Raw genomic sequence first — 23,203 nt, 5'->3', positions numbered from 1 at the left:
GTGGGATCGGCCACAGCACCCGGCGCGCGGACCAGCCCGTGCGCGGGGTGCACACGCCACCCGCCCGTTCCGTACGCCCAATCGGCGCAGGCCTCCTGACGGCGCGCCCGCAACCGTTCCGATCGGCCGAAACCCGCTGAGCGCCCCGCGCACCGGCGCACCCGCCCGCGTCCGGGCCGTCGACGCCGGGCCGTGCCCGTGGATAGGGTCGGTCCCCATGGCTGGCAGACCGCCGGGCGCACCGCCCCAGACGACTGCGACGAGGCCCGGCGCCACCCCCGCGTCCGAGCCCGTGACGGCCCGGTTGCGCAAGAGGCTCCGCCGGGTCCGCCGAAGGCTGCGCACGGCCGGTGTGGACTACTTCCGCGGCGGCGCCGCCGACTGGCCGGTGCTCTGCGCGCTCGCCCTGCTCCTCCCCCTGCTGATCCTGCTCAACATCTGGCTCCCCGACTGGGCCCCGCCCACCTCCCTGGTCCTGCCGATCCTGGCCGGCGCCCTGCTGCTGCGCCCGGGCAGCCTGGTGGTGCTCTACGCGCTGGCCGCACTCGGCCTGTCCGCCGAGTCCGTGATCCACACCGGCCAGCGGGTCGCCAGCGACAACCCGGAGGCCTACGTCTACGGCGTCACCCCGGGCGCGGCCCTGGTGGTCGGCGCCGCCGGGGTGGGCGGCCTGCTGCTGGCCCAGTTCCGGGCCCGGGTCGGCGTGCCCTGGTGGGGCGGCTCCACGATGCTCTTCGACCTGCGCGAGCGGCTGCGGGTGCAGAGCCGGGTGCCCGCGCTCCCGGTCGGCTGGCACGCGGACATGGCGCTGCGCCCGGCCGGCGGCCAGTCCTTCTCCGGGGACTTCGTGGTCGCCGCCCGTACCGGCCCCGGCCAGCGCCTGCTGGAGGTGGTCCTCGCGGACGTCTCCGGCAAGGGCATGGACGCCGGCTCCCGCGCGCTGCTGCTCTCCGGCGCCTTCGGCGGCCTGGTCGGCTCGCTGCCCGCGCACGACTTCCTGCCCGCCGCCAACGGCTACCTGCTGCGTCAGTCCTGGGAGGAGGGCTTCGCCACCGCCGTCCACCTGGTGCTGGACCTGGACACCGGCGAGTACGAGCTGCTGTCGGCCGGGCACCTGCCGGGCATGCAGCGCGTCGCGGGCGCCGGCCGCTGGGAGGTCAAGGAGGCCGACGGCCCGCTGCTCGGGATCTACGACGGCGCCAAGTTCGAGGGCGTGCGCGGCCGGCTCAACCGGGGCGACGTGCTGATGCTGTGCACCGACGGCATGGTCGAGGCGCCCGGCCGGGACCTCACCGAGGGCATGGACCGGCTGATGGGGGAGGCCGACCGGCTGGTGCCGGGGGGCGGTGCGGGCGCGGGCGCCGGGGCCGCCGCCGCGCTGATCGAGACGGTCGCGCGGGACATCAACGACGACCGCGCGGTGCTGCTGCTCTGGCGTGACTAGCGCCGCCGGGGGAGGCCGGGTGAGGCGGGCCGGTCGCGCGCGTGAGCCGTCGACGGCCCCTCCGCGGGTGACGCGGCGGCACATGCCGGGGGCAGTGGCTGTCAAGTCTGGCAGCTGATCTTCGGCCAAATCGGACGGCCCGTCGGCGGACCGGACCAGCGGCTTCCGTTAACCGCCCCCGACCGTTTCCCGGCCGCTCAGCACGGCCCCGCCGACGATTCGTCAGGACGACTCGGCTATCGTCCCGGTCGGCGGAAACTCGTCCCGCAGCACAGGATATCGGCGTTGGGCCGACTGTCAGACCTTTACGCAATCGGCACGGTCGACCACACTGAGTCCGGGCGGGACTGTTCAGGATTCGGGGGATAGGGGGCGTCACGTGCGGCACGACAGACAGCGGTCGATCGTGGGCTCCCTCACCGGCGGTGTGTCGGACGGTCCGCGATTCCGCCTCGGGACCGTGGGACATGCCGGGGTCCGGCTTTCGCTGGTGTCGCCGGGTGGTGGCACCCCGCTATGAAAACGAGGAAGTGAGTCCGGGTGGCACTCTCCGTCTCCGCGCTGGTCCTGTTCGCGATCCTGAGCATCATCTTCATCCGCAACAAGCAGATGAAGATCCCGCACGCGATCGTCGCCGCCCTGTTCGGCTTCATGCTGCACGAGACCACGGTCGCGACCTCGATCAACTCCCTGCTGGCCAACCTCGCGCACAGCATCTCCAGCATCACCGGAGGCTGACCCGACCGGGCCGTCCGCACCCCCGCCCGGGGGTCACCGGCCGGCCCGTCTGGCCTGCCGCCAGCGAGCGAACAACCCCCGGGGCCGCGCTGCCGCCGGGGCTGGAACGCGCATCGGTGCGGGTGCCACGGCACCCGCCGGCGCGGCCTGTGCCGGCTCCTCCCGTTCGGCCGTCAGCAGGACGAACAGCCGCGCCCAGCACAGCCGTTCACCCCGTGGCCAGTCCAGCGCGCGCAGCGCCGCCGAGGCCGCCTCGGACACCTCGCCGCCCACCCGGACCTCGGCGACGTCGTCCCCCGCCTTCCCGCCCAGGAAGAGCTTCACCCCGACCGGGCCCGGCCCGGACAGCTCCGAGCGCAGCGCCGGAGCCAGCGCCGGCAGCACCCGGTTCTCGGCGAGCCAGCCCGCCAGGTGCTCGTTGCCGAAGCCGAACACCGCCGCCGGCCCCTGGACCGCCCGCCAGCCCGGGAGTTCGGGCAGGTCCGGGTGGTCGGCGTGCACCCCGCGGCCCTCCGCCAGCTCGACCAGCACCGAGGCGGTGGTGGTCGCCCACATCTTCACCGCGTTGGCGAGCTTCTCCTCCTCGGTCTTGCCGAGACCGGCCGCGCAGTCCCACACCACCGGCGCGTCCGCCCGGCCGAGCCGCAGCACGAAGCCGAGGTCCACGTGCCCGGTGCCGTCGTGCCCCGGGTGCTCACGCACCGCCACCGCCGTGGTGCCCGGGCCGCGCACGACCTCGCCGTCCAGGCGGAACACCTGGCCCAGCCGCGCCATCTCCCGCACCACGCAGTGCTGTATGACGGCCAGTCGCTCCTGCGGACGCACCGGGACTCCTCCACCTCGGGAGCGCGGCCGCTGAGCTCGCGCTCGAACTGCGCTCGAACGGGCCCGAGGCTATCGGCCCGGCACCCAACCGGGAAACCATCCGGACCGCCCGGCCCTCCGGTCGCGGAAACATCCCGTATGCCCCACTTTGGGCAGCGGAACCCGAACGCCTTCCGCCCGGAGAACCCCCATGCCCCGCACCACCGACCCGACGCTCCCCCCGCCCCCGGTCAGACCGCTCCCGCTCCGGCCGCTGCCGTCCGGTCCGGACGGCGCCGCCCTGGTCGCCGAGATCGAGGCGTACCTCGCCTCACTGCCCGCCCCCGCCCGCACCCCCGCCTGGTACGTCTGCCCGTACGGCAGCACCCCGCGCCCCTGGCAGGCCGGCCACCCGGCGCCCCGCGCCACCCTGCTCGACCGGGCGCTGCGCCGCCCCGCCCGCCCCGTCCCGGTCACCGCGGCCGACCACCTCCGGCTCGCCTCCCGCTACATCGGCGCCCACGGCTGGCTGCAGGGCGCGATGTGGGACGAGGCCGGCCGGGTCTGCCTGCTCGGCGCCCAGGCCGCCGTGCTGGCGCACGGCTACGGGACCCCGGCCACCGTCCGCACCGCGCGGGTCCAGCTGATGGAGGTGCTGCACGGCACCGGTCGTCCGGCGCGCTCCCCGGACGAGTTCAACGACCGCCCCACCACCCGGGAGGGCGACGTCCACCAGTTGCTCGACCGGGCCGCCGCCCGGGCCGCCCGCCTCGGGCTCTGAGCGGCGCGGGCACTGATCCGAGCGGCGCGGGCACTGAACGGCGCGGGGGGCCGTCCGGGGCCCGGGCCCCCGACGGCCCCCGGAAACGCAGCCGGCCCCGGCGCGCGAGTGCGCACCGGGGCCGGGCGGAGAGCGGGCGACGAGAATCGAACTCGCGTGACTAGTTTGGAAGACTAGGGCTCTACCATTGAGCTACGCCCGCATGATCCCCCAGCCGTGACGGCCGGAAGTTCGGGCAACAGCGTACCTGGTCCGGCCGCCCGCGTGCACACCCCGTTTCGCACACCGCGTTTCCGCCCCCCGCGCCCGCGCGGAAACCGGCGCCGTCCCGCCCGCGCCCGCGCCCGAATAGTCGGCGAGCCGAACAGGCCCGCCGTGTACGCTTCCTCTCGGCACCACGGGGTGTGGCGCAGTTTGGTAGCGCGTCCGCTTTGGGAGCGGAAGGCCGTCGGTTCGAATCCGGTCACCCCGACAGTGCGGCAGGGTCTCGCCCACCGGGGCGGGGCCCTGTTCTGTTCGGCCGGTACGGTGGCGTCTGGCGTCCGCCTTTCGTGGTACCGGTAGGATGGGGCGCTGGCGGTAGTCCCTGTGGCGTCCACCCAGGTCAACCGCACGAGGGCGAGGAGTCAAGCTCACCGTCCACCCCACGGGAGATGCAGCTCCAACCGCCCATCGCCCGTCTCGTCCGACCCACCCGTACGGCTCCGGCCTCGCGGCGGGGACGGGCGGAGACAACCTGACCGCAAGCCCCTAGGAGACCTAACCGTGAAGAGCGCCGTCGAGACTCTGAACCCGACCCGGGTTCGACTCACCGTCGAGGTGCCCTTCGAGGAGCTCAAGCCCAGCCTCGACGCGGCGTACAAGAAGATCAACCAGCAGGTCACGGTTCCGGGCTTCCGCAAGGGCAAGATCCCGGCTCGCGTCATCGACCAGCGCTTCGGCCGTGGTGCCGTGCTGGAGGAGGCCGTCAACGACGCCCTGCCGCGCTTCTACACGCAGGCCGTCGACGAGGGCAAGATCGAGGTCCTCGGCCAGCCCGACATCACCAACATCGAGGGTGTCGAGAAGATCGCCGACGGTGGTGACCTCAAGTTCACCGCCGAGGTCGACATCCGTCCGGAGATCACCCTGCCGGAGTTCTCGTCCATCGAGGTGACGGTCGACCCGATCGTCGTCTCCGACGAGGACGTCGAGAAGTCCCTGGAGCAGCTGCGCGAGCGCTTCTCCTCGGTCAAGGACGTCGAGCGCGCCGCCGCTGCCGGTGACATCGTGGTCGTCGACCTGGTCGCCAAGGTCGACGGTGAGGTGCCGGAGGACGGCACCGCCACCGGCGTGAGCTACGAGATCGGCTCGGGCCGCCTCATCGACGGCATCGACGAGGCCGTCGTCGGCCTGTCCGCCGGCGAGGAGAAGACCTTCGAGACCGAGCTCAAGGGTGGCACCCAGGCGGGCAAGACCTCCGAGGTCACCGTCACCGTCACCACCGTCCAGGAGAAGGAGCTGCCGGAGCTGGACGACGAGTTCGCCCAGCTGGCCAGCGAGTTCGACACCCTGGAGGAGCTGCGCGGCGACTCCCGCAAGCGCCTGGAGCGCATGAAGGAGTACGACCAGGCCACCCAGGCCCAGGAGAAGGTCCTGGACGCCCTGCTCGCGCTGGTCGAGATCGAGTACCCGGAGAAGCTCCTCAAGGACGAGATCGAGACCCGCAAGCACAACGTCGAGCACCACCAGCTGGAGCCGATGGGCCTGAACATCGACGCCTACCTGGAGACCCAGGGCAAGTCCCGCGAGGAGTGGGACGCGGAGATCGAGGAGCAGGCGAAGAAGGGCATCAAGACCCAGTTCGTCCTGGACCAGATCGTCGCCGACGAGGAGCTGGGTGTTAACCAGGAGGAGCTGACCGAGCACCTCATCCGCCGCGCCGCCGGCTCGGGCCTCACCCCCGACCAGTTCGCGCAGCAGGTCGTCCAGGGCGGCCAGGTGCCGATGCTGGTCGGCGAGGTCGCCCGCGGCAAGGCGCTGGCCACCGTGGTCGAGGCCGCCAAGGTCGTCGACACCGAGGGCAACGAGATCAACTTCGACGACGAGGACGAGACGGGCGAGACCGTCGAGGCCGCCGCCGAGGAGAGCGCCGAGGAGAAGACCGAGGCCTGAGCCCCGGCAGCCCCCTGAGGCACGCAGCTGGCCCGGACGCCGTCACGGTGTCCGGGCCCGCTGTCTTCCCGCCCGCGGCACGCCGCGACCCTGCGCTCACAGCGAACAGTTCTGCGTGAGGGATTCTGCGGCCGGGCCTGCGCGTTAGGGTCCTTGGACAGCAACAATCACGACGTGATACCCGGAAGCTGTGCGACATCGCGAGAGCCGCGGAACGGCCCTCCAAATCGACTGAGCAGGTGGCTAAGTGACGTTCCCGCAGATGCAGATGCCTGGCCCGATGGCGCCGCACGCCGCCGCTGGTGACGTGCTCGGCGGCCTTGGCGACCAGGTCTACAACCGGCTGCTCAACGAGCGGATCATCTTCCTCGGCCAGCAGGTCGACGACGACATCGCCAACAAGATCACCGCCCAGCTGCTGCTGCTGGCCGCGGACCCGGAAAAGGACATCTTCCTCTACATCAACTCCCCGGGCGGCTCGATCTCGGCCGGCATGGCGATCTACGACACCATGCAGTACATCAAGAACGACGTCGTCACCATCGCGATGGGCATGGCCGCCTCGATGGGCCAGTTCCTGCTGACCGCCGGCGCCAAGGGCAAGCGCTTCTCGCTGCCGAACGCCAACATCCTGATGCACCAGCCCTCCGCGGGCCTCGGCGGCTCCGCCACCGACATCCGCATCCAGGCCGAGCAGCTGCTCCGCACCAAGAAGCGGATGTCCGAGCTGATCGCCTTCCACAGTGGCCAGTCCTTCGAGCAGATCACCCGGGACTCCGACCGCGACCGCTGGTTCACGCCGGAGGAGGCCCTGGAGTACGGCCTGATCGACGCGATCATGCACAGCGCCGCGGACGTCCCCGGCGGCGGCGGCACGGGCGCCTGAGCCTCGGCCCGGCCCACGAGACCACAGCCCCAACGCCCCGGAGGACAAGAATCCCCATGAACATCCCCAGCCTGTCGGCCGCCCAGGCCCGCGTCGAGGACATGCGCGCCGAGGGCCGCTACATCGTCCCGCGCTTCGTCGAGCGCACCACCCAGGGCATCCGCGAGTACGACCCGTACGCCAAGCTGTTCGAGGAGCGCATCATCTTCCTCGGCTCGCAGGTCGACGACGTCTCGGCGAACGACATCATGGCGCAGCTGCTGTGCCTGGAGTCGATGGACCCGGACCGCGAGATCCAGATGTACATCAACTCGCCCGGCGGCTCGTTCACGGCCCTGACGGCCATCTACGACACCATGCAGTACGTGAAGCCGGACATCACCACGGTCTGCATGGGCCAGGCGGCCTCCGCCGCGGCCGTGCTGCTCGCCGCCGGCACCCCCGGCAAGCGGATGGCGCTGCCGAACGCCCGGATCCTGATCCACCAGCCGTACACCGAGACCGGCCGCGGCCAGGTGTCCGACCTGGAGATCCAGGCCAAGGAGATCTTCCGGATGCGCGAGCAGCTGGAGCAGATGCTCTCGAAGCACTCCAACAAGTCGGTGGAGCAGGTGCGCGAGGACATCGAGCGCGACAAGATCCTGACCGCCGAGGAGGCCGCCGAGTACGGCCTGGTCGACCAGATCATCTCCACCCGCAAGACCTCGCTGACCTCCTGAGGTCGGCTCCCTCCGAGCCCCGAGGGGCGGGAGGGGCCCATCGGGGCGGGACGCGCACCCCTGCGCGTCCCGCCCCAACCCATCGGCGGGCCCGTGTCACGGCATCTGTTCGGTATCAATTCGCCCAGGGCGTAGGGCAGACCTGGCGAAGAGGACGGAATCACGGGCCCGGCAGAGTACCGTCGGATAGCGAGACCGAGCGCCGTCGGCGTTGACGGTCCACAGCACCAGGCCCCGGAACCCCTGCGGGGCCCCTGGCGAAGGGGAAGCACCTCGTGGCACGCATCGGAGACGGTGGCGACCTGCTCAAGTGCTCGTTCTGCGGCAAGTCGCAGAAGCAGGTGAAGAAGCTGATCGCCGGCCCAGGCGTGTACATCTGCGACGAGTGCATCGACCTGTGCAACGAGATCATCGAGGAGGAACTCGCCGAGACCTCCGAGGTGCGCTTCGAGGAGCTCCCGAAGCCCCGTGAGATCTACGAGTTCCTGGACCAGTACGTGGTCGGCCAGGACCTCGCCAAGAAGGCGCTGTCGGTCGCGGTCTACAACCACTACAAGCGCGTCCAGGCCGGCGAGGCGGGCCGCAGCGGCGGCAACGGCCGCGAGGACGCCATCGAGCTGGCCAAGTCCAACATCCTGCTGCTGGGCCCCACCGGCTCCGGCAAGACGCTGCTCGCGCAGACCCTGGCCCGGATGCTCAACGTGCCGTTCGCGATCGCGGACGCCACGGCGCTGACCGAGGCCGGCTACGTCGGCGAGGACGTCGAGAACATCCTGCTCAAGCTGATCCAGGCGGCCGACTACGACGTCAAGAAGGCCGAGACCGGGATCATCTACATCGACGAGATCGACAAGGTCGCGCGCAAGAGCGAGAACCCGTCGATCACCCGGGACGTCTCCGGCGAGGGCGTGCAGCAGGCCCTGCTGAAGATCCTGGAGGGCACCACCGCCTCGGTGCCGCCGCAGGGCGGGCGCAAGCACCCGCACCAGGAGTTCATCCAGATCGACACCACCAACGTGCTGTTCATCGTCGGCGGCGCGTTCGCCGGCCTGGAGCGGATCATCGAGGGCCGCGCGGGTGCCAAGGGCATCGGCTTCGGCGCCAACATCCGCTCCAAGCGGGAGTCGGACGCCAGCGACCACTTCCGCCAGGTGATGCCCGAGGACCTGGTGAAGTTCGGCATGATCCCCGAGTTCATCGGCCGTCTGCCGGTGATCACCAGCGTGCACAACCTGGACCGCGAGGCGCTGCTGCAGATCCTCACCGAGCCGCGCAACGCGCTGGTCAAGCAGTACCGCAAGCTCTTCGAACTCGACGGCGTGGAGCTGGAGTTCTCGCGGGACGCGCTGGAGGCGATCGCCGACCAGGCGATCCTGCGCGGCACCGGCGCGCGCGGGCTGCGGGCCATCATGGAGGAGGTGCTGATGTCCGTGATGTACGAGGTCCCCTCGCGCCAGGACGTCGCCCGCGTGGTGGTCACCGGGGACGTGGTCTCCAAGCACGCCATCCCCACCCTCGTCCCGCGCGACATGATCAAGCGCGAGCGCCGCGAGAAGAGCGCCTGACCCGAGGCCGTCACACCGAAGGGCCCCGCACCGGATCCTGGGTTCTAGGAGTTGTTGCAACACCCCAGTTCAGGGGATGCATTGGACTTCGAGATCCGTGAGGACCGGACGGCTCAGGGGCCCGTGAGGCTGAGCAGGGAGCGGGCGGCATACTCCCGGCTCATGCAGCAGGGCTACAGCAACGCAGAGGCGTGCCGGATCGTGGGCATCGATCAGCGGACCGGCCGCAAGTGGCGCAACGGCCGCGGCGCCGACCGTCGGCAGAAGGCGGCACCACCGATCCACTCGGTGGTGCCGCCTTCCGGTGTCTCCCGGTACCCGGGCGAGGACGAGCGGATCCACATCGCCGACCGGCTGCGTGAGAAGGCCACGGTCCGACGGATCGCCGCCGAACCGGGCCGCAGTCCCTCCACGATCAGCCGGGAGATCCGCCGCAACCGCACCGACGACACCCGCGGACAGTGGCACTACCGCCCGCACGCCGCCCAGGCCCGCGCCGACGCCCGCCGGCCCCGCCCCAAGCCCCGCAGGATCCTCTCGAATCCGGAGCTGCGGGAGGCGGTCCAGGCGATGCTGGACGAGCGCTGGAGCCCGGAGCAGATATGCCACGCTCTGCGGGTCCAGTTCCCCGACCGGCCGGAGACGCACGTGGTCCACGAGACCGTCTACCAGGCGCTCTGCATCCAGGGCCGCGGCGAGCTTCGCCGCGAACTGGCCGGCGCCCTGCGCTCCGGACGCGCCCGCCGGATCCCCCACCGGCAGGCCAACTGCCGCAAGCCGCGCTTCATCGACCCGATGGTCATGATCAGCGAACGCCCCGCCGAGGCCGAGGACCGCGCGGTGCCCGGGCACTGGGAAGGCGACCTGATCATCGGCAAGGACGGCGCCTCGGCGATCGGGACCCTGGTCGAGCGCCACACCCGCTACGTGATGCTCCTGCACCTGCCGAACGGACGCACCGCCGAGCATGTCCGCGACACCCTGGTGAAGACGGTCCAGGCCCTGCCCTCCCACCTGAAGCGGTCACTGACCTGGGACCAAGGCTCCGAGATGGCCGCCCACAAGAGCTTCACCCTCGCCACCGACGTCCCGGTCCACTTCTGCGACCCGGCCAGCCCCTGGCAGCGAGGCTCCAATGAGAACACGAACGGTCTGCTGCGGCAGTACTTCCCAAGGGCACCGACCTGTCCGCGCACACCCCCGAGCGCCTGACCGCCGTCGCCGATCAGCTCAACCGCCGTCCACGCAAAACGCTCGGCTGGGAAACCCCAGCCGAGCGTCTGCATAAACTCATCGCGGCCTAGACAACCGACCACGTGCTGCAACGACCGTTAGAAACCGCCGATCCGGTGCGGGGCCCTTCGCGTGCGTGCGCGGGCGGCGCGGGTGCTACCTGGCGACGACCATGGCGTCGCGGATGGTCCGGGTCTTGGCGGCCGCCTGCTCCGCAGTGAGCGCCTGGCTGCTGCCGCCGCTCAGGCTGACCTTGGTGAAGGAAACCCGACCGGTGGTGGACTTGTCCGCCCACACGCAGATCGTCGGGCCGGGCTTGCCGAGCATGGTCGACGTGCCGCAGGAGAGCTTCGCCGAGGAGTTGTTGGCGTCCTGCGCGGGGAAGTCGGTCATCGACACGGACAGGCCGCCGCTGTCCTTCTTGGAGTCCTCGATGATCTGCCCGGGGTCGTTGAGGTCACCGTAGACGCCGATCACCGAGAAGGTGTCCATCGCGTCCGAACCCTTGCTGTAGCTGGCGACCAGGACGTGGAGGTCCGTGCCGAGCTTGGACGCCTCGGGCTTGCTCATGTCGGCGGCCTGTTCCTTGGACGACTTCTGGACGTAGCCGTCGGCCAGGGTCTGCGGCGAAGTGATCTTGTACTTGCCGCCCGAGCCGCTGCCGCCGAGGAACTTCCACGCGGCGAAGCCGCCGCCGCCCAGCACCAGCGCGCCGATCACCAGGCCGATGACCAGGCCGCCCTTGCCCTTCGGCGGCGGAGACGCCGGGTAGCCCGGCTGCCCGTACGGGGCCTGCGGCGGCGCGCCGTACGGCTGCTGGGGAGCGCCGTAGGGCTGCTGCGGCGGGTAGCCGTACTGGGGCTGCGGAGCGCCGTAAGGCTGCTGCGGGGCGCCGTACTGCGGCGGCGGCCCCCCGTAGGGCTGCTGCGGCGGCTGTCCCTGCGGATACTGCTGTCCCTGGCCGTACATCTGCGTCTGTGCTCCCCCGCCGCACCCGCGGCCTGTCTCGGTGTGGAGTCGTTCCGTGCACGTCCGGTCAACCGGACGAGTGCCCGGGCACGCTACCGCACGGCGCCGGACACGGGCCCGTTCGGGCGTGGCGCGTCCGCGGACCGAAAGCGGTTCGTAACCCGCCCCCCCGGTTACGTAAACTGTGCGTCGTGACCGACACGACGAACCAGCGCCCCGTGAGCACCTCCGCCGGGGACGAAGCAGCAACCCTCCCGACGACCTACACCCCCGCGGACGTAGAGGGCGAGCTGTACGAGCGCTGGGTGGAGCGTGGGTACTTCAGCGCCGACGCGAAGAGCGACAAGCCTCCGTTCACCATCGTCATCCCCCCGCCGAACGTCACCGGCAGCCTGCACCTGGGCCACGCCTTCGAGCACACGCTGATCGACGCCCTGGTCCGCCGCAAGCGCATGCAGGGCTACGAGGCCCTGTGGCAGCCCGGCATGGACCACGCCGGCATCGCCACCCAGAACGTGGTCGAGCGGGAACTCGCCAAGGAGGGCAAGTCCCGCCACGACCTGGGCCGCGAGGCCTTCGTCGAGCGCGTCTGGAAGTGGAAGGCGGAGTCTGGCGGCCAGATCTCCGGCCAGATGCGGCGCCTGGGCGACGGCGTCGACTGGTCCCGTGAGCGCTTCACGATGGACGAGGGCCTGTCCCAGGCCGTCCAGACCATCTTCAAGAAGCTCTTCGACGACGAGCTGATCTACCGCGCCGAGCGCATCATCAACTGGTGCCCGCGCTGCCTGACCGCCATCTCCGACATCGAGGTGGAGTACCAGGACGACGACGGCGAGCTGGTCTCGATCCGCTACGGCGAGGGCGAGAACTCCATCGTCGTCGCCACCACGCGCGCCGAGACGATGCTGGGCGACACCGCGGTCGCCGTCCACCCGGAGGACGAGCGCTACAAGCACCTGGTCGGCACCGAGATCGAGCTGCCGCTGACCGGCCGCCGCATCCCGATCGTCGCCGACGCCCACGTCGACCCGGAGTTCGGCACCGGCGCCGTCAAGGTGACGCCCGCGCACGACCCGAACGACTTCGAGATCGGCCAGCGCCACGGCCTTCCGAACATCGCGGTCATGGACGAGCACGCCGTCATCACCGTGCACGGCCCCTTCCTCGGCCTGGACCGCCTGGAGGCCCGCTCGGCGATCGTCGCCGCGCTGCGCGCCGAGGGCCGGATCGTCGCCGAGAAGCGCCCGTACGTCCACTCGGTGGGCCACTGCTCGCGCTGCAAGACCACCATCGAGCCGCGGCTGTCCATGCAGTGGTGGGTCAAGGTCGGCCCGCTCGCCAAGGCCGCCGGCGACGCCGTCCGCGACGGCAAGGTCAAGATCCACCCGCAGGAGATGGAGAAGCGGTACTTCGACTGGGTCGACAACCTGCACGACTGGTGCATCTCGCGCCAGCTGTGGTGGGGCCACCGCATCCCGGTCTGGTACGGCCCCAACGGCGAGGTCGTCTGCGTCGGTCCCGACGAGCAGCCGCCGGCCGGCGAGGGCTGGCACCAGGACACCGACGTCCTGGACACCTGGTTCTCCTCCGGCCTCTGGCCGTTCTCCACGCTCGGCTGGCCGGAGCAGACCGAGAGCCTGGCGAAGTTCTACCCGAACTCCGTCCTGGTCACCGGCTACGACATCCTGTTCTTCTGGGTCGCCCGGATGATGATGTTCGGCCTCTACGCGATGGACGGCACCCCGCCGTTCCACACCATCGCGCTGCACGGCATGGTCCGTGACCAGAACGGCAAGAAGATGTCGAAGTCCTTCGGCAACGTCGTCAACCCGCTGGACTGGATGGACAAGTACGGCTCCGACGCGCTGCGCTTCACGCTGGCGCGCGGTGCCAACCCGGGCGTCGACGTGCCGATCGGCGAGGACTGGGTCCAGGCGGCCCGCAACTTCGCCAACAAGATCTGGAACGCCACCCGCTTCGCGCTGATGAACGGCGCCACCGTCGAGGGCCCGCTGCCCGCGCCGGAGGAGCTGACCGCGGCCGACCGCTGGATCCTGTCGCGCCTGAACAGCACCGTCGCCGAGGTGGACGGGCTGTACGAGGACTACCAGTTCTCCAAGCTCTCCGAGGCGCTGTACCACTTCGCCTGGGACGAGGTGTTCGACTGGTACGTCGAGCTCTCCAAGACCACCCTGGCCAAGGGCGGCCCGCAGGCCGACGCCGCGCGCCGGGTGCTCGGCGAGGTCCTGGACGTCACGCTGCGCCTGCTGCACCCGATCGTGCCGTTCGTCACCGAGACGCTGTGGACGACGCTGACCGGCGCCGAGTCGGTGGTCATCGCCGACTGGCCGAAGGACAGCGGCTTCCGCGACGCCGCGGCCGAGGCGGAGATCGCCACGCTGCAGCAGGTCGTCACCGAGGTCCGCCGCTTCCGCACGGACCAGGGCCTCAAGCCGGGCCAGCGCGTCCCGGCCGCCCTGGAGCTGGACGGTACCGCGCTGGCCGCCCACGAGGACGCGATCCGCTCGCTGCTTCGGCTGACCGCCCCCGAGGAGGGCTTCTCGGCCACCGCCTCGCTCCCGGTCGCCGGCGCTACCGTGTCGCTGGACCTCTCCGGCACCATCGACGTCGCGGCGGAGCGCAAGCGCCTCGCCAAGGACCTCGCGGCCGCCGAGAAGGAGAAGGCCCAGACCACCGCCAAGCTCGGCAACGAGGCGTTCCTCGCCAAGGCGCCGGACGAGGTGGTCGCCAAGATCAAGGGCCGCCAGGAGGCCGCCGAGGCGGACATCGCCCGGATCACCGCCCAGCTGGCGGCGCTGCCGCAGGGCTGAGCCCGTACCGCCCGCAAGGGGCCGCACTCCGCGACGCGCGGGGTGCGGCCCCTCGGCGTTTCGCGGGTTCCGCGCCCGGCGCCGCGTCGGGGGGCTTTCGTTACGCCTAATAGCGCAGCAACATTGCTCCCTTCCGGCGAATATTCATCCTGGACCGGGTGAGGTCCTATTCCGAGCGAATTGATTCCGGTCTTGCCCGCGCGCGTTCGCGGAAGTTTGCAGGTCGGATGTGTACGGTGTGCACGGAGTTTCCGAAGGCGTTTCTGCTGAGCGTCCCTGCGGGGTGTTCCCGACGGGGCGACGGACGGGAGGGCATGGCGTGGTGGTGACCGAGGAGTTGGCCGACGAACTGCCTGCCGAGGCGGTCGATGAGGCCAAGGCCAGGGCGGCGACCCTGTTGCTCGCCTTCCGGCACGGCAACCAGGTCGCGTTCGACCACGAGCTGGAGATGCTCTTCGCCGAGCACGCCGGGCGCGAGGTGACCACCCTGCTCGCCTGGATCGCCGCCGAGGCCGTCCGCAAGGCCTACGCCCCCGAGGTGGGCGACCGGGTGCTGCGGTCGATGGCCCGGCGCGCTCCGGCCGACACCGGCGCGGTCGCGGTGGACGAGGAGAGCGCCAACGCCGCCCGGCTGATCGAGGCGGTCGCGGCCGGTGAGGTGGCCGAGGTCCGCGGGCTGGTCGCCTCGACGGCCGACACCACCTTCCTGCTGGGCGGGCTGCTGCAGGGCGTGGCGATGATGCTGCCGCTGCTGCCCGAGGGTGAACTGGCCGAGATCACCGCCGAGTTGCGCCGCCGGCACGGCGGCGCCGCCCACGTGCCGGAGGCCCGGGCCGGGGTCTGACCCGCGGCGCGGCCGGGGCATCGCTGCGGCGCGCGGGAGCTGATTGTCGACAAGTCCCCTCCGGTTAAAGGGACTTGATCCGGTCCGGCCCGTCGGTGCCTCAGGCCGCCAGCAGCGGCGCCGCGGGCTCGGCGAAGTCGGCGGCCCCGGCGAGCGCGGCGGTCAGCGCGGCGATCCGGGCGGAGGCGAGGCCGTCGCCGTACGGGCTCGGGGTGGCCGTGAGCCGGGCGAGGCGCTCGGGGGTGTCGGAGAGCCAGGCGCGGGCCAGCTCGCCCAGCTCCTCGCCGGGCCGCACCAGTGCGGCGAAGCCGGCCGCCACCGCCTCCGGGCGCTCGGTGGAGCGGCGCACCACCAGCAGCGGCCGGCCGAGCACGGTGCACTCCTCCTGCACGCCGCCGGAGTCGGAGACCAGCAGCGCCGCACGGCTCGCCAGGCCCAGGAAGTCGCCGTAGCCGACCGGGCCGGTGACGGCCAGCCGCTCCAGCAGGCCCTCCAGGCCGAAGCGCTCGACGGCGGCCCTGGTGCGCGGGTGCATCGGGAACAGCACCGGGGTGCCGGCCCGGGCGATCCGGTCCAGCTCGGCGAGCACGGCGCCGAGCGCCCCGGCGGTGTCGGTGTTCTCCGGGCGGTGCACGGTGGCCAGGACGTACCCGTCCGGGCGCATTCCGTGCGCGGCGAGCAGCGCGGCGCGGGCGGCGGCGTCCGGCAGCCGACGGCGGACCACCTCGACGACGGTGTTGCCGGTGAGCTCGATCCGGTCCTCGGCCAGCGACTCGGCGCGCAGGTTGGCGACGTTGTCGTCGGTGGCGGCGCAGAGCAGGTCGGAGACGTGGTCGACCATCACCCGGTTGTGCTCCTCGGGCATCGCCCGGTCGAAGCTGCGCAGCCCGGCCTCGACGTGGACCAGCGGGATCTCCCGGGCGTTGGCGGCCAGCGCCCCGGCGAGGGTGGCGTTGGTGTCGCCCTGGACGACCACGGCGGCGGGGCGGTCCTCGGCGAAGGCGGCGTCCAGCTGGCCCAGGGACTGGGCGATCTGGCCGGCCCGGGGGCGGCCGCCGACGCCGGTGAGCAGCTCGGGCCGGGGCAGGCCCAGGTCGCGCAGGAAGCGGCCGGACATCGCCTCGTCCCAGTGCTGGCCGGTGTGCACCAGCCGGGTGGCGTCGCCGAGTTCGTGGATCAGCGGGGCGAGCTTGACCAGCTCGGGGCGGGTCCCGAGGACGACGGCGACGCTGGACGGGGGCAGGCACGTGCTCATGCGGGGGCTCCGGTGGGGGCGTGGGGAGGAAGCGCGGGGGAGGGGCGGCTCAGGATTCGAGCGCGGTGGGGGCGCCGGCGGCGACCTTCTCGGCGTTGCGGCGGGTCTTGGCCCAGCCGTTGCGGCCGAGCAGCAGCCGGACGGCGGCCCGGGCGGCGACCACGAAGAGGTGGTAGGCGTAGAGCCAGACCAGGACGCCCCAGAGGAGGCCGGTGAGCCGGCTGCGGTCGGGGTGGACGGCCTTGCGGTAGGCGAGGCCCCAGAACACCATCGGCAGCGTGGCGAGCACGAGGACCAGCAGCATCCACGGCCCGAACCTGAGCTGGAAGGCGGCGGTCTCGGCGGGGAAGAGCACCAGCCCGGCGGCGGTGATCCCGAGCGAGAGCGGGAACAGCAGCACCAGCAGCACGCAGACCACGGGTTGCAGGAAGGTGTACATCACCTCGGCCTTGCCGGCCAGGGTGTAGTGCGGGGAGCGCAGGACCCGGCCGGTGTAGCGCAGGCACTGCATGTTGCCCTGGGCCCAGCGGGTGCGCTGGGTGAGGAAGCGGCGCGGCGAGACCAGGCCCTCCTGGGAGACCTGGGTCTCGGTGACGTGGGTGAGCCGCCAGCCGGCCAGGCGCAGGTCCAGGCCGGACTCGTAGTCCTCCAGCAGTGCGCGCTCGGGCCAGGGGCGTCCGGCGCGGCCCTCCTCGACGGTCAGCGAGTCGAGGGCGGCGAGCCGGACGAACTGGCCGTTGCCGCCGAGGCCGACGCTGCCGGTGCGCCGGCGCAGCAGCTGCATGCCGGCGTTGTTGGCCTGGAACTCGACGTCCTGCATCCGCACCAGCGCGCGGGCGAGGGCGTTGGCGGTGCGTCCGCGCCCGGGCAGCGGGCGTTCGTCGTCGGCGTTGCGCATCCGGACGCCGATCTGGACGGCGCCGGTGTCGGGGCGGCCGAGGGCCTTGTCGTTGCAGACCTGCGCGAGGGTGCCCGGGTCGAGCTGCCCGTCGGCGTCGACCACGCCGATCACCACGCGGGAGCGGTCGGTGTCCTCGGGGAGCCAGGCTGAGATCTCCCGGTAGGCGGCGTTGAGGGCGGCGCCCTTGCCGATCCGGGCGTGTGGGCGGCGGCGCTGGACGAGGTGGACGCGCGGGTCGCGGGCGGCCGAGGCGAGCACCAGTTCGCGGGTGGCGTCCTCGCTGTCGTCGTCGATCACCCACAGGTGGGCTTCGGGCGCAGCGGCCCGCAGGCCGTCCAGGGTCTGGGTGACCACGGCCTCCTCGTCGCGGCAGGGGATCACCAGGTGCCACCGGAAGGCGGCGGGGTCGCCGGGCTCGGCGGGCCGGTTGCGCAGGTACGCGTGGCGGGAGCCGGCCCAGTACACGAGGAAGCGTCCGAAGACGAGCGCCATGTAGGCCACGAGGGCCAGGGAGATCAGTCCGGCGACCCAGACGACGGCGTCCTGGCGAAGCGTGATCCAGTCGTGCAGGGCGTCGGGCATGGCGCAGTGCTCCTCGCGATCAAAGGCTGGCGGCTCCTATCGGCTGCGAATCGATGCTTCATTGCGGGTCAGATTCGCTAAATAGATAGTAAAGGGATCAAACTGGAAGCGACAGGCAAAGACTGGACAAAGTGGTCGTTCTCACCCCTGCCCTCACCCTGTGAGGAACCCCCGCCAGCGCTCCGTAGACTGTGGTCGTGAGCGACAAGGCCGACCCGAACCCGTACACCATCCGCCCCGCCGACGGCGGCACCGGCGACGCCCTGCGGGACGTCGAGGTGGAACTCTCCGAGCGCTGGCCGGAGAACAAACTGGAGCCCTCGCTCGACCGCATCGAGGCGCTGATGGACATCCTGGGCCAGCCCCAGCGGTCCTTCCCCTCCATCCACATCACCGGCACCAACGGCAAGACCTCCACCGCCCGGATGATCGAGCAGCTGCTCAACACCTTCGAGCTGCGCACCGGCCGCTACACCAGCCCGCACGTGGAGTCCGTCACCGAGCGGATCAGCCTGGACGGCGCCCCGATCAGCCCCGAGCGCTTCGTCGAGGTCTACCGCGACATCGAGCCCTACGTGCGGATGGTCGACGCGGCGCAGCCGGTGCCGATGTCCTTCTTCGAGGTGCTGACCGGCATGGCGTACGCCGCCTTCGCCGACGCGCCGGTGGACGTCGCCGTGGTCGAGGTCGGCATGGGCGGCTCCTGGGACGCCACCAACGTCATCGACGCCTCCGTCGCCGTGATCACCCCGATCGGCCTCGACCACACCGACAAGCTCGGCGAGACCACCGGCGAGATCGCCGTCGAGAAGTCCGGGATCATCAAGTCCGGCGCCGTCGCCGTCGTCGCCCAGCAGCAGCTGGACGCCGCCCAGACCATCCTGCGCCACGCCGTCGAGGTCGACGCCACCGTCGCCCGCGAGGGCATGGAGTTCGGCGTGATCCGCCGCGAACTCGCCGTAGGCGGCCAGCTGGTGACGCTGCGTGGACTCGGCGGCGAGGAGTACGAGGACGTCTTCATCCCGCTCCACGGCGAGCACCAGGCGCACAACGCGGCGCTCGCACTGGCCGCGGTCGAGGCCTTCTTCGGCGTCGGCGGCGCCCGCGGCGGGCAGCTCGACGTCGACAAGATCCGCCAGGCCTTCTCCGGCGTCTCCTCGCCGGGCCGCCTGGAGGTCGTCCGCCGCAGCCCCACGATCGTCCTGGACGCCGCGCACAACCCGCACGGCGCCCGCGCCACCGTCGCCGCGCTCACCGAGTCCTTCGGCTTCACCCGGCTCGTCGGCGTGATCGGCACCTCCGGCGACAAGGACGTGGCCGGCGTGCTGGAGGCCTTCGAGCCGATCCTGGCCGAGGTCGTCATCACCCAGAACTCCACGCACCGCGCGATGGACGTCGACGAGCTCGCCGCCCTCGCCGTCGAGGTCTTCGGCGAGGACCGCGTCCAGGTCGAGCCCCGCCTCGACGACGCCATCGCCGCCGCCGTCACCCTCGCCGAGGAGGAGGGCGACCTCGGCGGCGCCGGGGTCCTGGTCACCGGTTCGGTCATCACGGTGGGCGAGGCCCGCCTGCTGCTCGGGAGGAAGTGAACATGAGGACGCTCTGCTCCTCGACACTGATCGGCGAAGCGCTGCTGATCATGTTCGCGGCCCTGGTCGCGATGCGGCTCACCGACGTCTCCAACGGGGAGATCTGGACGGTCAGCGGCGTCGCGATGGCCCTGTGCATCGTGCTCTGCGGCATGATCAACCGCCCCGGCGCGGTGCAGATCGGCTGGGCGCTGCAGATCGGCCTGATCGCCAGCGGCTTCGTCCTGCCGACCATGTTCGGCCTCGGCGTCGTCTTCGCCGGCCTGTGGTGGTGCTCGGTGCACTACGGCCGCAAGGTGGACGACTTCAAGGCCGCCCGCGCCGCCGCCATCGAGGCCGCCGCCGTACAGGCCTGAGCGGGAGGACTGGCGCACCGACACGCCGTGTACGCAAGGTAACCTCTGCCGTGTCGGCCCCCGCGTCGACCCGACTGTCTGCCGAACCGATTCCCCAGGAGACGCACCGTGTCCCAGCGCACTCTCGTCCTGCTCAAGCCCGACGCCGTCCGCCGCGGCCTGGCGGGCGAGATCATCAGCCGCATCGAGCGCAAGGCCGGCTGGAAGCTCGCCGCCGTCGAGCTGCGCACCTTCGACCGGGCGACGCTGGAACTGCACTACGCGGAGCACGTCGGCCGCCCGTTCTACGAGCCGCTGCTGGAGTTCATGACCTCCGGCCCGTCGATCGCGCTGATCGTCGAGGGCGAGGAGGTCGTGCCCGGCATCCGCATGCTGGCCGGCGCCACCAACCCGCTGGAGGCCGGGGCCGGCACCATCCGCGGCGACTACGCGACGATCACCCGCGAGAACCTGATCCACGCCTCCGACTCCCCGGAGTCCGCCGAGCGCGAGATCAAGATCTTCTTCCCGGCGCACGCCTGAGCCGGGCCGGGCGACACGCCCGGAGGACCTAGGGACTGCCCCGGTCGGGACCATTGGCCCGGCCGGGGCATTCTTATCGTGAAATAGGGAACTGGGGTTGCCGACACGGCGTCCCAATCCTCGGAGAAGCGATCACGCTCCGGACAATGGACGCTATGCCCCACCTCGACGTCCGTACCGCGCGGCGTGACTACGATGGACGCGACTCACGGGCCCGGTAAGGCAGCTCAGCTGGTCTCCGCCCAAGCGTGGGCGCACGCAGTCGTCCACCCACCATGAACTCCGAGCCCGGGAAGGCACCCACACCCCATGGCGAGCAACCTGTCGTTCATCGGCCGCGACTTGGCGATCGACCTCGGAACTGCCAACACGCTGGTGTACGTCAGGGGCAAGGGCATCGTCCTGAACGAGCCGTCGGTCGTCGCGGTGAACACCAACACCGGCGGCATCCTCGCCGTCGGCGCCGAGGCCAAGAAGATGATCGGCCGCACCCCCGGCAACATCGTCGCCATCCGCCCGCTCAAGGACGGCGTCATCGCCGACTTCGAGATCACCGAGCGGATGCTGCGGTACTTCATCCTCAAGATCCACCGCCGCCGCTACCTCGCCCGCCCGCGCGTCGTCGTCTGCGTGCCCTCCGGCATCACCGGCGTCGAGCGCCGCGCCGTCATCGAGGCCTCCTCGCAGGCCGGCGCCCGCCAGGTGCACATCATCGAGGAGCCCATGGCCGCCGCCATCGGCGCCGGCCTGCCCGTCCACGAGGCCACCGGCAACATGGTCGTCGACATCGGCGGCGGCACCACCGAGGTCGCGGTCATCTCCCTCGGCGGCATCGTCACCGCCCAGTCCATCCGGGTGGCCGGCGACGAGCTCGACAACGCGATCGTCCAGCACATCAAGAAGGAGTACTCGCTCCTCCTCGGCGAGCGCAGCGCCGAGCAGATCAAGATGAGCATCGGCAGCGCCTTCGGCCTGGAGGGCGAGAAGGACGAGCACGCCGAGATCCGCGGCCGCGACCTCGTCAGCGGCCTGCCCAAGACCGTCGTCATCTCCGCCGCCGAGGTCCGCGAGGCCATCGACGAGCCGGTCAACTCGATCATCGACGCGGTCAAGACCACCCTCGACCAGTGCCCGCCCGAGCTGGCCGGCGACGTCATGGACCGCGGCATCGTGCTCACCGGCGGCGGCGCCCTGCTCCGCGGCCTCGACGAGCGACTGCGCCGCGAGACCGGCATGCCGATCCACATCGCCGAGAACCCGCTCGACTCCGTCGCGCTCGGCTCCGGCAAGTGCGTCGAGGAATTCGAGGCGCTCCAGCAGGTACTCGACGCTCAGCCGCGCCGTTAGCACCACGCACCACGACATCCGACACGACTGAACGGGCCGCCGCCCGGGCCCCACGGCCCCGGGCGGCCGCCAGGTACGAAGGGGCAGTACCAGCACCGTGAGGGACACACGAGAGAGCCGGCTGCTGCTCATCCTGCTGGTGGCCGTCGCCTTCGCGCTGATCACCGTCGACATCAAGGGCGGTGAGGACTCCCCGCTCGGCCCGGCCCGGCACGCGGCCGCCGGCGTCCTCGGCCCCGTCGAACGCGGCGCCGCCACCGTCGTCGACCCCGTCGCCGACACCGTCCGGGCCTTCCGGGACGCCGCCACCAACAGCGGCCGCACCGACCAGCTCGCCCGCGAGAACACCGAACTGCGGCAGAAGCTCGCCTCCTCCGACATGGCCGCCGGGCGCACCAAGCAACTCGACGACCTGCTGCGCACCGCGGGCGCCGGCGGATACACCGTCAAGGCCGCCCAGGTCATCGCGATCGGCCCGGCCCAGGGCTTCTCCTGGACCATCACCATCGACGCCGGCAGCGACGACGGCCTCACCCGCGACATGACCGTGATCAACGGTCAGGGCCTGGTCGGCCGGATCACCACCGTCGGCCCGACCACCGCCACCGTGCTGCTCGCCTCCGACCCCGGCTTCTCGGCCGGCACCCGCCTGGAGGGCACCGGCGAGATCGGCTTCGCCTCCGGCGGCGGCGACAGCCCCATGAAGGTCTCCCTGCTCAACGGCAAGGCCCAGGTCAAGCCCGGCGACCGGCTGGTCACCTTCGGCTCGCAGAGCGGCCGCCCGTTCGTACCCGGCGTCCCCATCGGCAAGGTCACCGAGGTCCAGGCCAACGCGGGCCAGCTCACCAAGACCGTCCTGGTCGAGCCCTTCGTCCAGTTCACCCGGCTGGACCTCGTCGGTGTCGTGGTCGTACCGCCGCGCGCCGACCCGCGCGACGCCGTGCTGCCGCCGGCCCCCGCCGCGCCCGCCCCGGGCCAGGCCCCGGCCACCGCGCCCGCCGCCCCGCCCGCCAAGCCCAATGGGGGGAACTGAGCCATGCGCCTCGCCCGCATCCCCGTCTCCGTCGGCCTGATCCTCTTCGGCCTGATCCTCCAGGTCAGCGTCTTCGGCCGGCTCCAGCTCCCGGGAGCCACCCCGGACATACTGCTGCTCGTCGTGGTCGGCCTCGCCATGGTCTACGGACCCACCGGCGGCTGCCTCGTCGGCTTCGCGGGCGGTCTGCTGGCCGACCTCGCGCCGCCGTCCGACCACGCCATCGGCCGCTACGCACTGGTGCTCTGCCTGATGGGCTACGCCGCCGGACTGCTGCGCCCCGAGCACGGCCGCCAGCGCTCCGTCTCCAGCGCGCTCCTGGTGGTGGGCGCCGCCGCGGTCGCCTCCACCCTGCTGTACGCCCTGGTCGGCGCCCTGGTCGGCGACACCGCCGCCCGGCACGTCGGGCTCGGCGGCCTGGTGATCAGCGCCCTGCTGTACGACCTGCTGCTGGCGCCGTTCGTGGTGCCGCTGGTGATGCTGCTCGGCCGCCGCTTCGGGCGCGACCCGGTGGCCGCCGCCGACGACGACCAGGGCGGCCCGGGCCTGGGCACGCTGGCCCGCTACCGCACCACCCGCGAGGTCTCCTCCGGCCCCTCCTACAAGAAGCGGCGCGTACCCGGCTTCGCCCGCCGCCCGTAACCGGCCCG

At 71.7% G+C, this 23,203-nt stretch carries 19 protein-coding genes, 2 tRNA genes and 1 pseudogene; 17 read left to right on the top strand and 5 right to left on the bottom strand.

Going from position 1 to position 23,203, the window contains the following annotated elements; genetic code table 11:
* Positions 1–217 precede the first annotated feature (217 nt).
* Entirely contained in the window at positions 218–1,444 is a 1,227-nt protein-coding gene (locus tag ACZ7KX_RS24940) for a PP2C family protein-serine/threonine phosphatase (RefSeq protein WP_470328370.1), read from the top strand.
* A gap of 540 nt (positions 1,445–1,984) precedes the next feature.
* A complete protein-coding gene (locus ACZ7KX_RS24935) occupies positions 1,985–2,182 on the top strand; it encodes a hypothetical protein (protein WP_030058274.1) in 198 nt (65 codons plus the stop codon).
* A 33-nt stretch (positions 2,183–2,215) separates the two neighbouring features.
* Here ACZ7KX_RS24935 and ACZ7KX_RS24930 read toward each other — a convergent pair whose 3' ends face one another.
* Positions 2,216–3,007, bottom strand: a complete 792-nt coding sequence (locus ACZ7KX_RS24930; protein ID WP_396551696.1) for a DUF6348 family protein — start codon at positions 3,005–3,007, stop codon at positions 2,216–2,218.
* A gap of 190 nt (positions 3,008–3,197) precedes the next feature.
* Here ACZ7KX_RS24930 and ACZ7KX_RS24925 point away from each other — a divergent pair, with 190 nt between their 5' ends.
* Positions 3,198–3,767, top strand: a complete 570-nt coding sequence (locus ACZ7KX_RS24925) for a DUF6197 family protein (RefSeq protein WP_470328369.1) — start codon at positions 3,198–3,200, stop codon at positions 3,765–3,767.
* Between the two features lie 131 nt (positions 3,768–3,898).
* Here the strand turns inward: ACZ7KX_RS24925 and ACZ7KX_RS24920 are convergent.
* A tRNA-Gly gene (locus ACZ7KX_RS24920) sits at positions 3,899–3,969 on the bottom strand.
* A gap of 196 nt (positions 3,970–4,165) precedes the next feature.
* On the opposite strand from ACZ7KX_RS24920, the gene ACZ7KX_RS24915 reads away from it, so the two are divergent.
* From ACZ7KX_RS24915 to ACZ7KX_RS24890, 6 genes and pseudogenes are all read left to right on the top strand, one after another.
* Positions 4,166–4,239 (top strand) — tRNA-Pro (locus ACZ7KX_RS24915).
* 293 nt (positions 4,240–4,532) lie between these two features.
* Entirely contained in the window at positions 4,533–5,921 is a 1,389-nt protein-coding gene (gene tig, locus ACZ7KX_RS24910; RefSeq protein ID WP_470328368.1) for a trigger factor, read from the top strand.
* A gap of 268 nt (positions 5,922–6,189) precedes the next feature.
* Complete coding sequence (locus ACZ7KX_RS24905) at positions 6,190–6,807, top strand: ATP-dependent Clp protease proteolytic subunit (protein WP_046386806.1); 618 nt, start codon at positions 6,190–6,192, stop codon at positions 6,805–6,807.
* 56 nt (positions 6,808–6,863) lie between these two features.
* Positions 6,864–7,526 (top strand): ATP-dependent Clp protease proteolytic subunit, encoded by a 663-nt coding sequence (locus ACZ7KX_RS24900; RefSeq protein ID WP_329931164.1) that lies wholly within the window; start codon positions 6,864–6,866, stop codon positions 7,524–7,526.
* Between the two features lie 275 nt (positions 7,527–7,801).
* Positions 7,802–9,091 (top strand): ATP-dependent Clp protease ATP-binding subunit ClpX, encoded by a 1,290-nt coding sequence (gene clpX, locus ACZ7KX_RS24895; RefSeq protein ID WP_045696864.1) that lies wholly within the window; start codon positions 7,802–7,804, stop codon positions 9,089–9,091.
* A gap of 162 nt (positions 9,092–9,253) precedes the next feature.
* Positions 9,254–10,395 (top strand): annotated as a pseudogene (locus ACZ7KX_RS24890) (IS30 family transposase).
* 85 nt (positions 10,396–10,480) lie between these two features.
* Here ACZ7KX_RS24890 and ACZ7KX_RS24885 read toward each other — a convergent pair.
* Positions 10,481–11,293 (bottom strand): hypothetical protein, encoded by an 813-nt coding sequence (locus ACZ7KX_RS24885; RefSeq protein WP_470328367.1) that lies wholly within the window; start codon positions 11,291–11,293, stop codon positions 10,481–10,483.
* Between the two features lie 191 nt (positions 11,294–11,484).
* On the opposite strand from ACZ7KX_RS24885, the gene ACZ7KX_RS24880 reads away from it, so the two are divergent.
* Both ACZ7KX_RS24880 and ACZ7KX_RS24875 read left to right on the top strand, forming a co-directional pair.
* The gene (locus tag ACZ7KX_RS24880; RefSeq protein ID WP_470328366.1) at positions 11,485–14,124 is read left to right on the top strand and encodes a valine--tRNA ligase; all 2,640 of its coding nucleotides are present in this window, start codon (positions 11,485–11,487) and stop codon (positions 14,122–14,124) included.
* A gap of 319 nt (positions 14,125–14,443) precedes the next feature.
* Positions 14,444–14,968: a hypothetical protein gene (locus tag ACZ7KX_RS24875; protein WP_350525655.1), complete on the top strand. Its 525-nt coding sequence runs from the start codon at positions 14,444–14,446 to the stop codon at positions 14,966–14,968.
* A 100-nt stretch (positions 14,969–15,068) separates the two neighbouring features.
* On the opposite strand, the gene wecB is transcribed toward ACZ7KX_RS24875, so the two are convergent.
* The gene (gene wecB, locus ACZ7KX_RS24870; protein ID WP_470328365.1) at positions 15,069–16,223 is read right to left on the bottom strand and encodes a non-hydrolyzing UDP-N-acetylglucosamine 2-epimerase; all 1,155 of its coding nucleotides are present in this window, start codon (positions 16,221–16,223) and stop codon (positions 15,069–15,071) included.
* 49 nt (positions 16,224–16,272) lie between these two features.
* Positions 16,273–17,706 (bottom strand): glycosyltransferase, encoded by a 1,434-nt coding sequence (locus tag ACZ7KX_RS24865; RefSeq protein ID WP_470328364.1) that lies wholly within the window; start codon positions 17,704–17,706, stop codon positions 16,273–16,275.
* A 197-nt stretch (positions 17,707–17,903) separates the two neighbouring features.
* Between ACZ7KX_RS24865 and folC the strand changes: the two genes are divergently transcribed.
* The 6 genes from folC to mreD all read left to right on the top strand — a co-directional run bounded on the left by folC (position 17,904) and on the right by mreD (position 23,195).
* Entirely contained in the window at positions 17,904–19,295 is a 1,392-nt protein-coding gene (folC, locus tag ACZ7KX_RS24860; protein WP_470328363.1) for a bifunctional tetrahydrofolate synthase/dihydrofolate synthase, read from the top strand.
* Positions 19,296–19,297: 2 nt separating this feature from the next.
* Positions 19,298–19,651 carry a DUF4233 domain-containing protein gene (locus ACZ7KX_RS24855; RefSeq protein ID WP_470328362.1) on the top strand — a complete coding sequence of 118 codons (354 nt, stop codon included), beginning with the start codon at positions 19,298–19,300 and terminating at the stop codon, positions 19,649–19,651.
* A 108-nt stretch (positions 19,652–19,759) separates the two neighbouring features.
* Complete coding sequence (ndk, locus tag ACZ7KX_RS24850) at positions 19,760–20,173, top strand: nucleoside-diphosphate kinase (RefSeq protein ID WP_030058261.1); 414 nt, start codon at positions 19,760–19,762, stop codon at positions 20,171–20,173.
* Positions 20,174–20,494: 321 nt separating this feature from the next.
* The gene (locus ACZ7KX_RS24845; protein WP_030256393.1) at positions 20,495–21,520 is read left to right on the top strand and encodes a rod shape-determining protein; all 1,026 of its coding nucleotides are present in this window, start codon (positions 20,495–20,497) and stop codon (positions 21,518–21,520) included.
* 97 nt (positions 21,521–21,617) lie between these two features.
* Positions 21,618–22,553 carry a rod shape-determining protein MreC gene (mreC, locus tag ACZ7KX_RS24840; protein WP_350525650.1) on the top strand — a complete coding sequence of 312 codons (936 nt, stop codon included), beginning with the start codon at positions 21,618–21,620 and terminating at the stop codon, positions 22,551–22,553.
* Positions 22,554–22,556: 3 nt separating this feature from the next.
* Positions 22,557–23,195 carry a rod shape-determining protein MreD gene (gene mreD / locus ACZ7KX_RS24835; protein ID WP_350525649.1) on the top strand — a complete coding sequence of 213 codons (639 nt, stop codon included), beginning with the start codon at positions 22,557–22,559 and terminating at the stop codon, positions 23,193–23,195.
* Positions 23,196–23,203: the final 8 nt, after the last annotated feature.

This window comes from Kitasatospora sp. NPDC038210 (genome assembly GCF_055600605.1).
This window is presented reverse-complemented; position numbering and strand designations above follow the sequence as displayed.

Bases quoted from the DNA above. Each gene is read 5' to 3' on its own strand.
- ACZ7KX_RS24940 (WP_470328370.1), top strand. From the start codon at position 218: ATGGCTGGCAGACCGCCGGGCGCACCGCCCCAGACGACTGCGACGAGG.
- ACZ7KX_RS24925 (WP_470328369.1), top strand. From the start codon at position 3,198: ATGCCCCGCACCACCGACCCGACGCTCCCCCCGCCCCCGGTCAGACCG.
- ACZ7KX_RS24905 (WP_046386806.1), top strand. From the start codon at position 6,190: ATGCCTGGCCCGATGGCGCCGCACGCCGCCGCTGGTGACGTGCTCGGC.
- ACZ7KX_RS24900 (WP_329931164.1), top strand. From the start codon at position 6,864: ATGAACATCCCCAGCCTGTCGGCCGCCCAGGCCCGCGTCGAGGACATG.
- ACZ7KX_RS24885 (WP_470328367.1), bottom strand. From the start codon at position 11,293: ATGTACGGCCAGGGACAGCAGTATCCGCAGGGACAGCCGCCGCAGCAG.
- wecB (WP_470328365.1), bottom strand. From the start codon at position 16,223: ATGAGCACGTGCCTGCCCCCGTCCAGCGTCGCCGTCGTCCTCGGGACC.
- ACZ7KX_RS24865 (WP_470328364.1), bottom strand. From the start codon at position 17,706: ATGCCCGACGCCCTGCACGACTGGATCACGCTTCGCCAGGACGCCGTC.
- ACZ7KX_RS24855 (WP_470328362.1), top strand. From the start codon at position 19,298: ATGAGGACGCTCTGCTCCTCGACACTGATCGGCGAAGCGCTGCTGATC.
- mreD (WP_350525649.1), top strand. From the start codon at position 22,557: ATGCGCCTCGCCCGCATCCCCGTCTCCGTCGGCCTGATCCTCTTCGGC.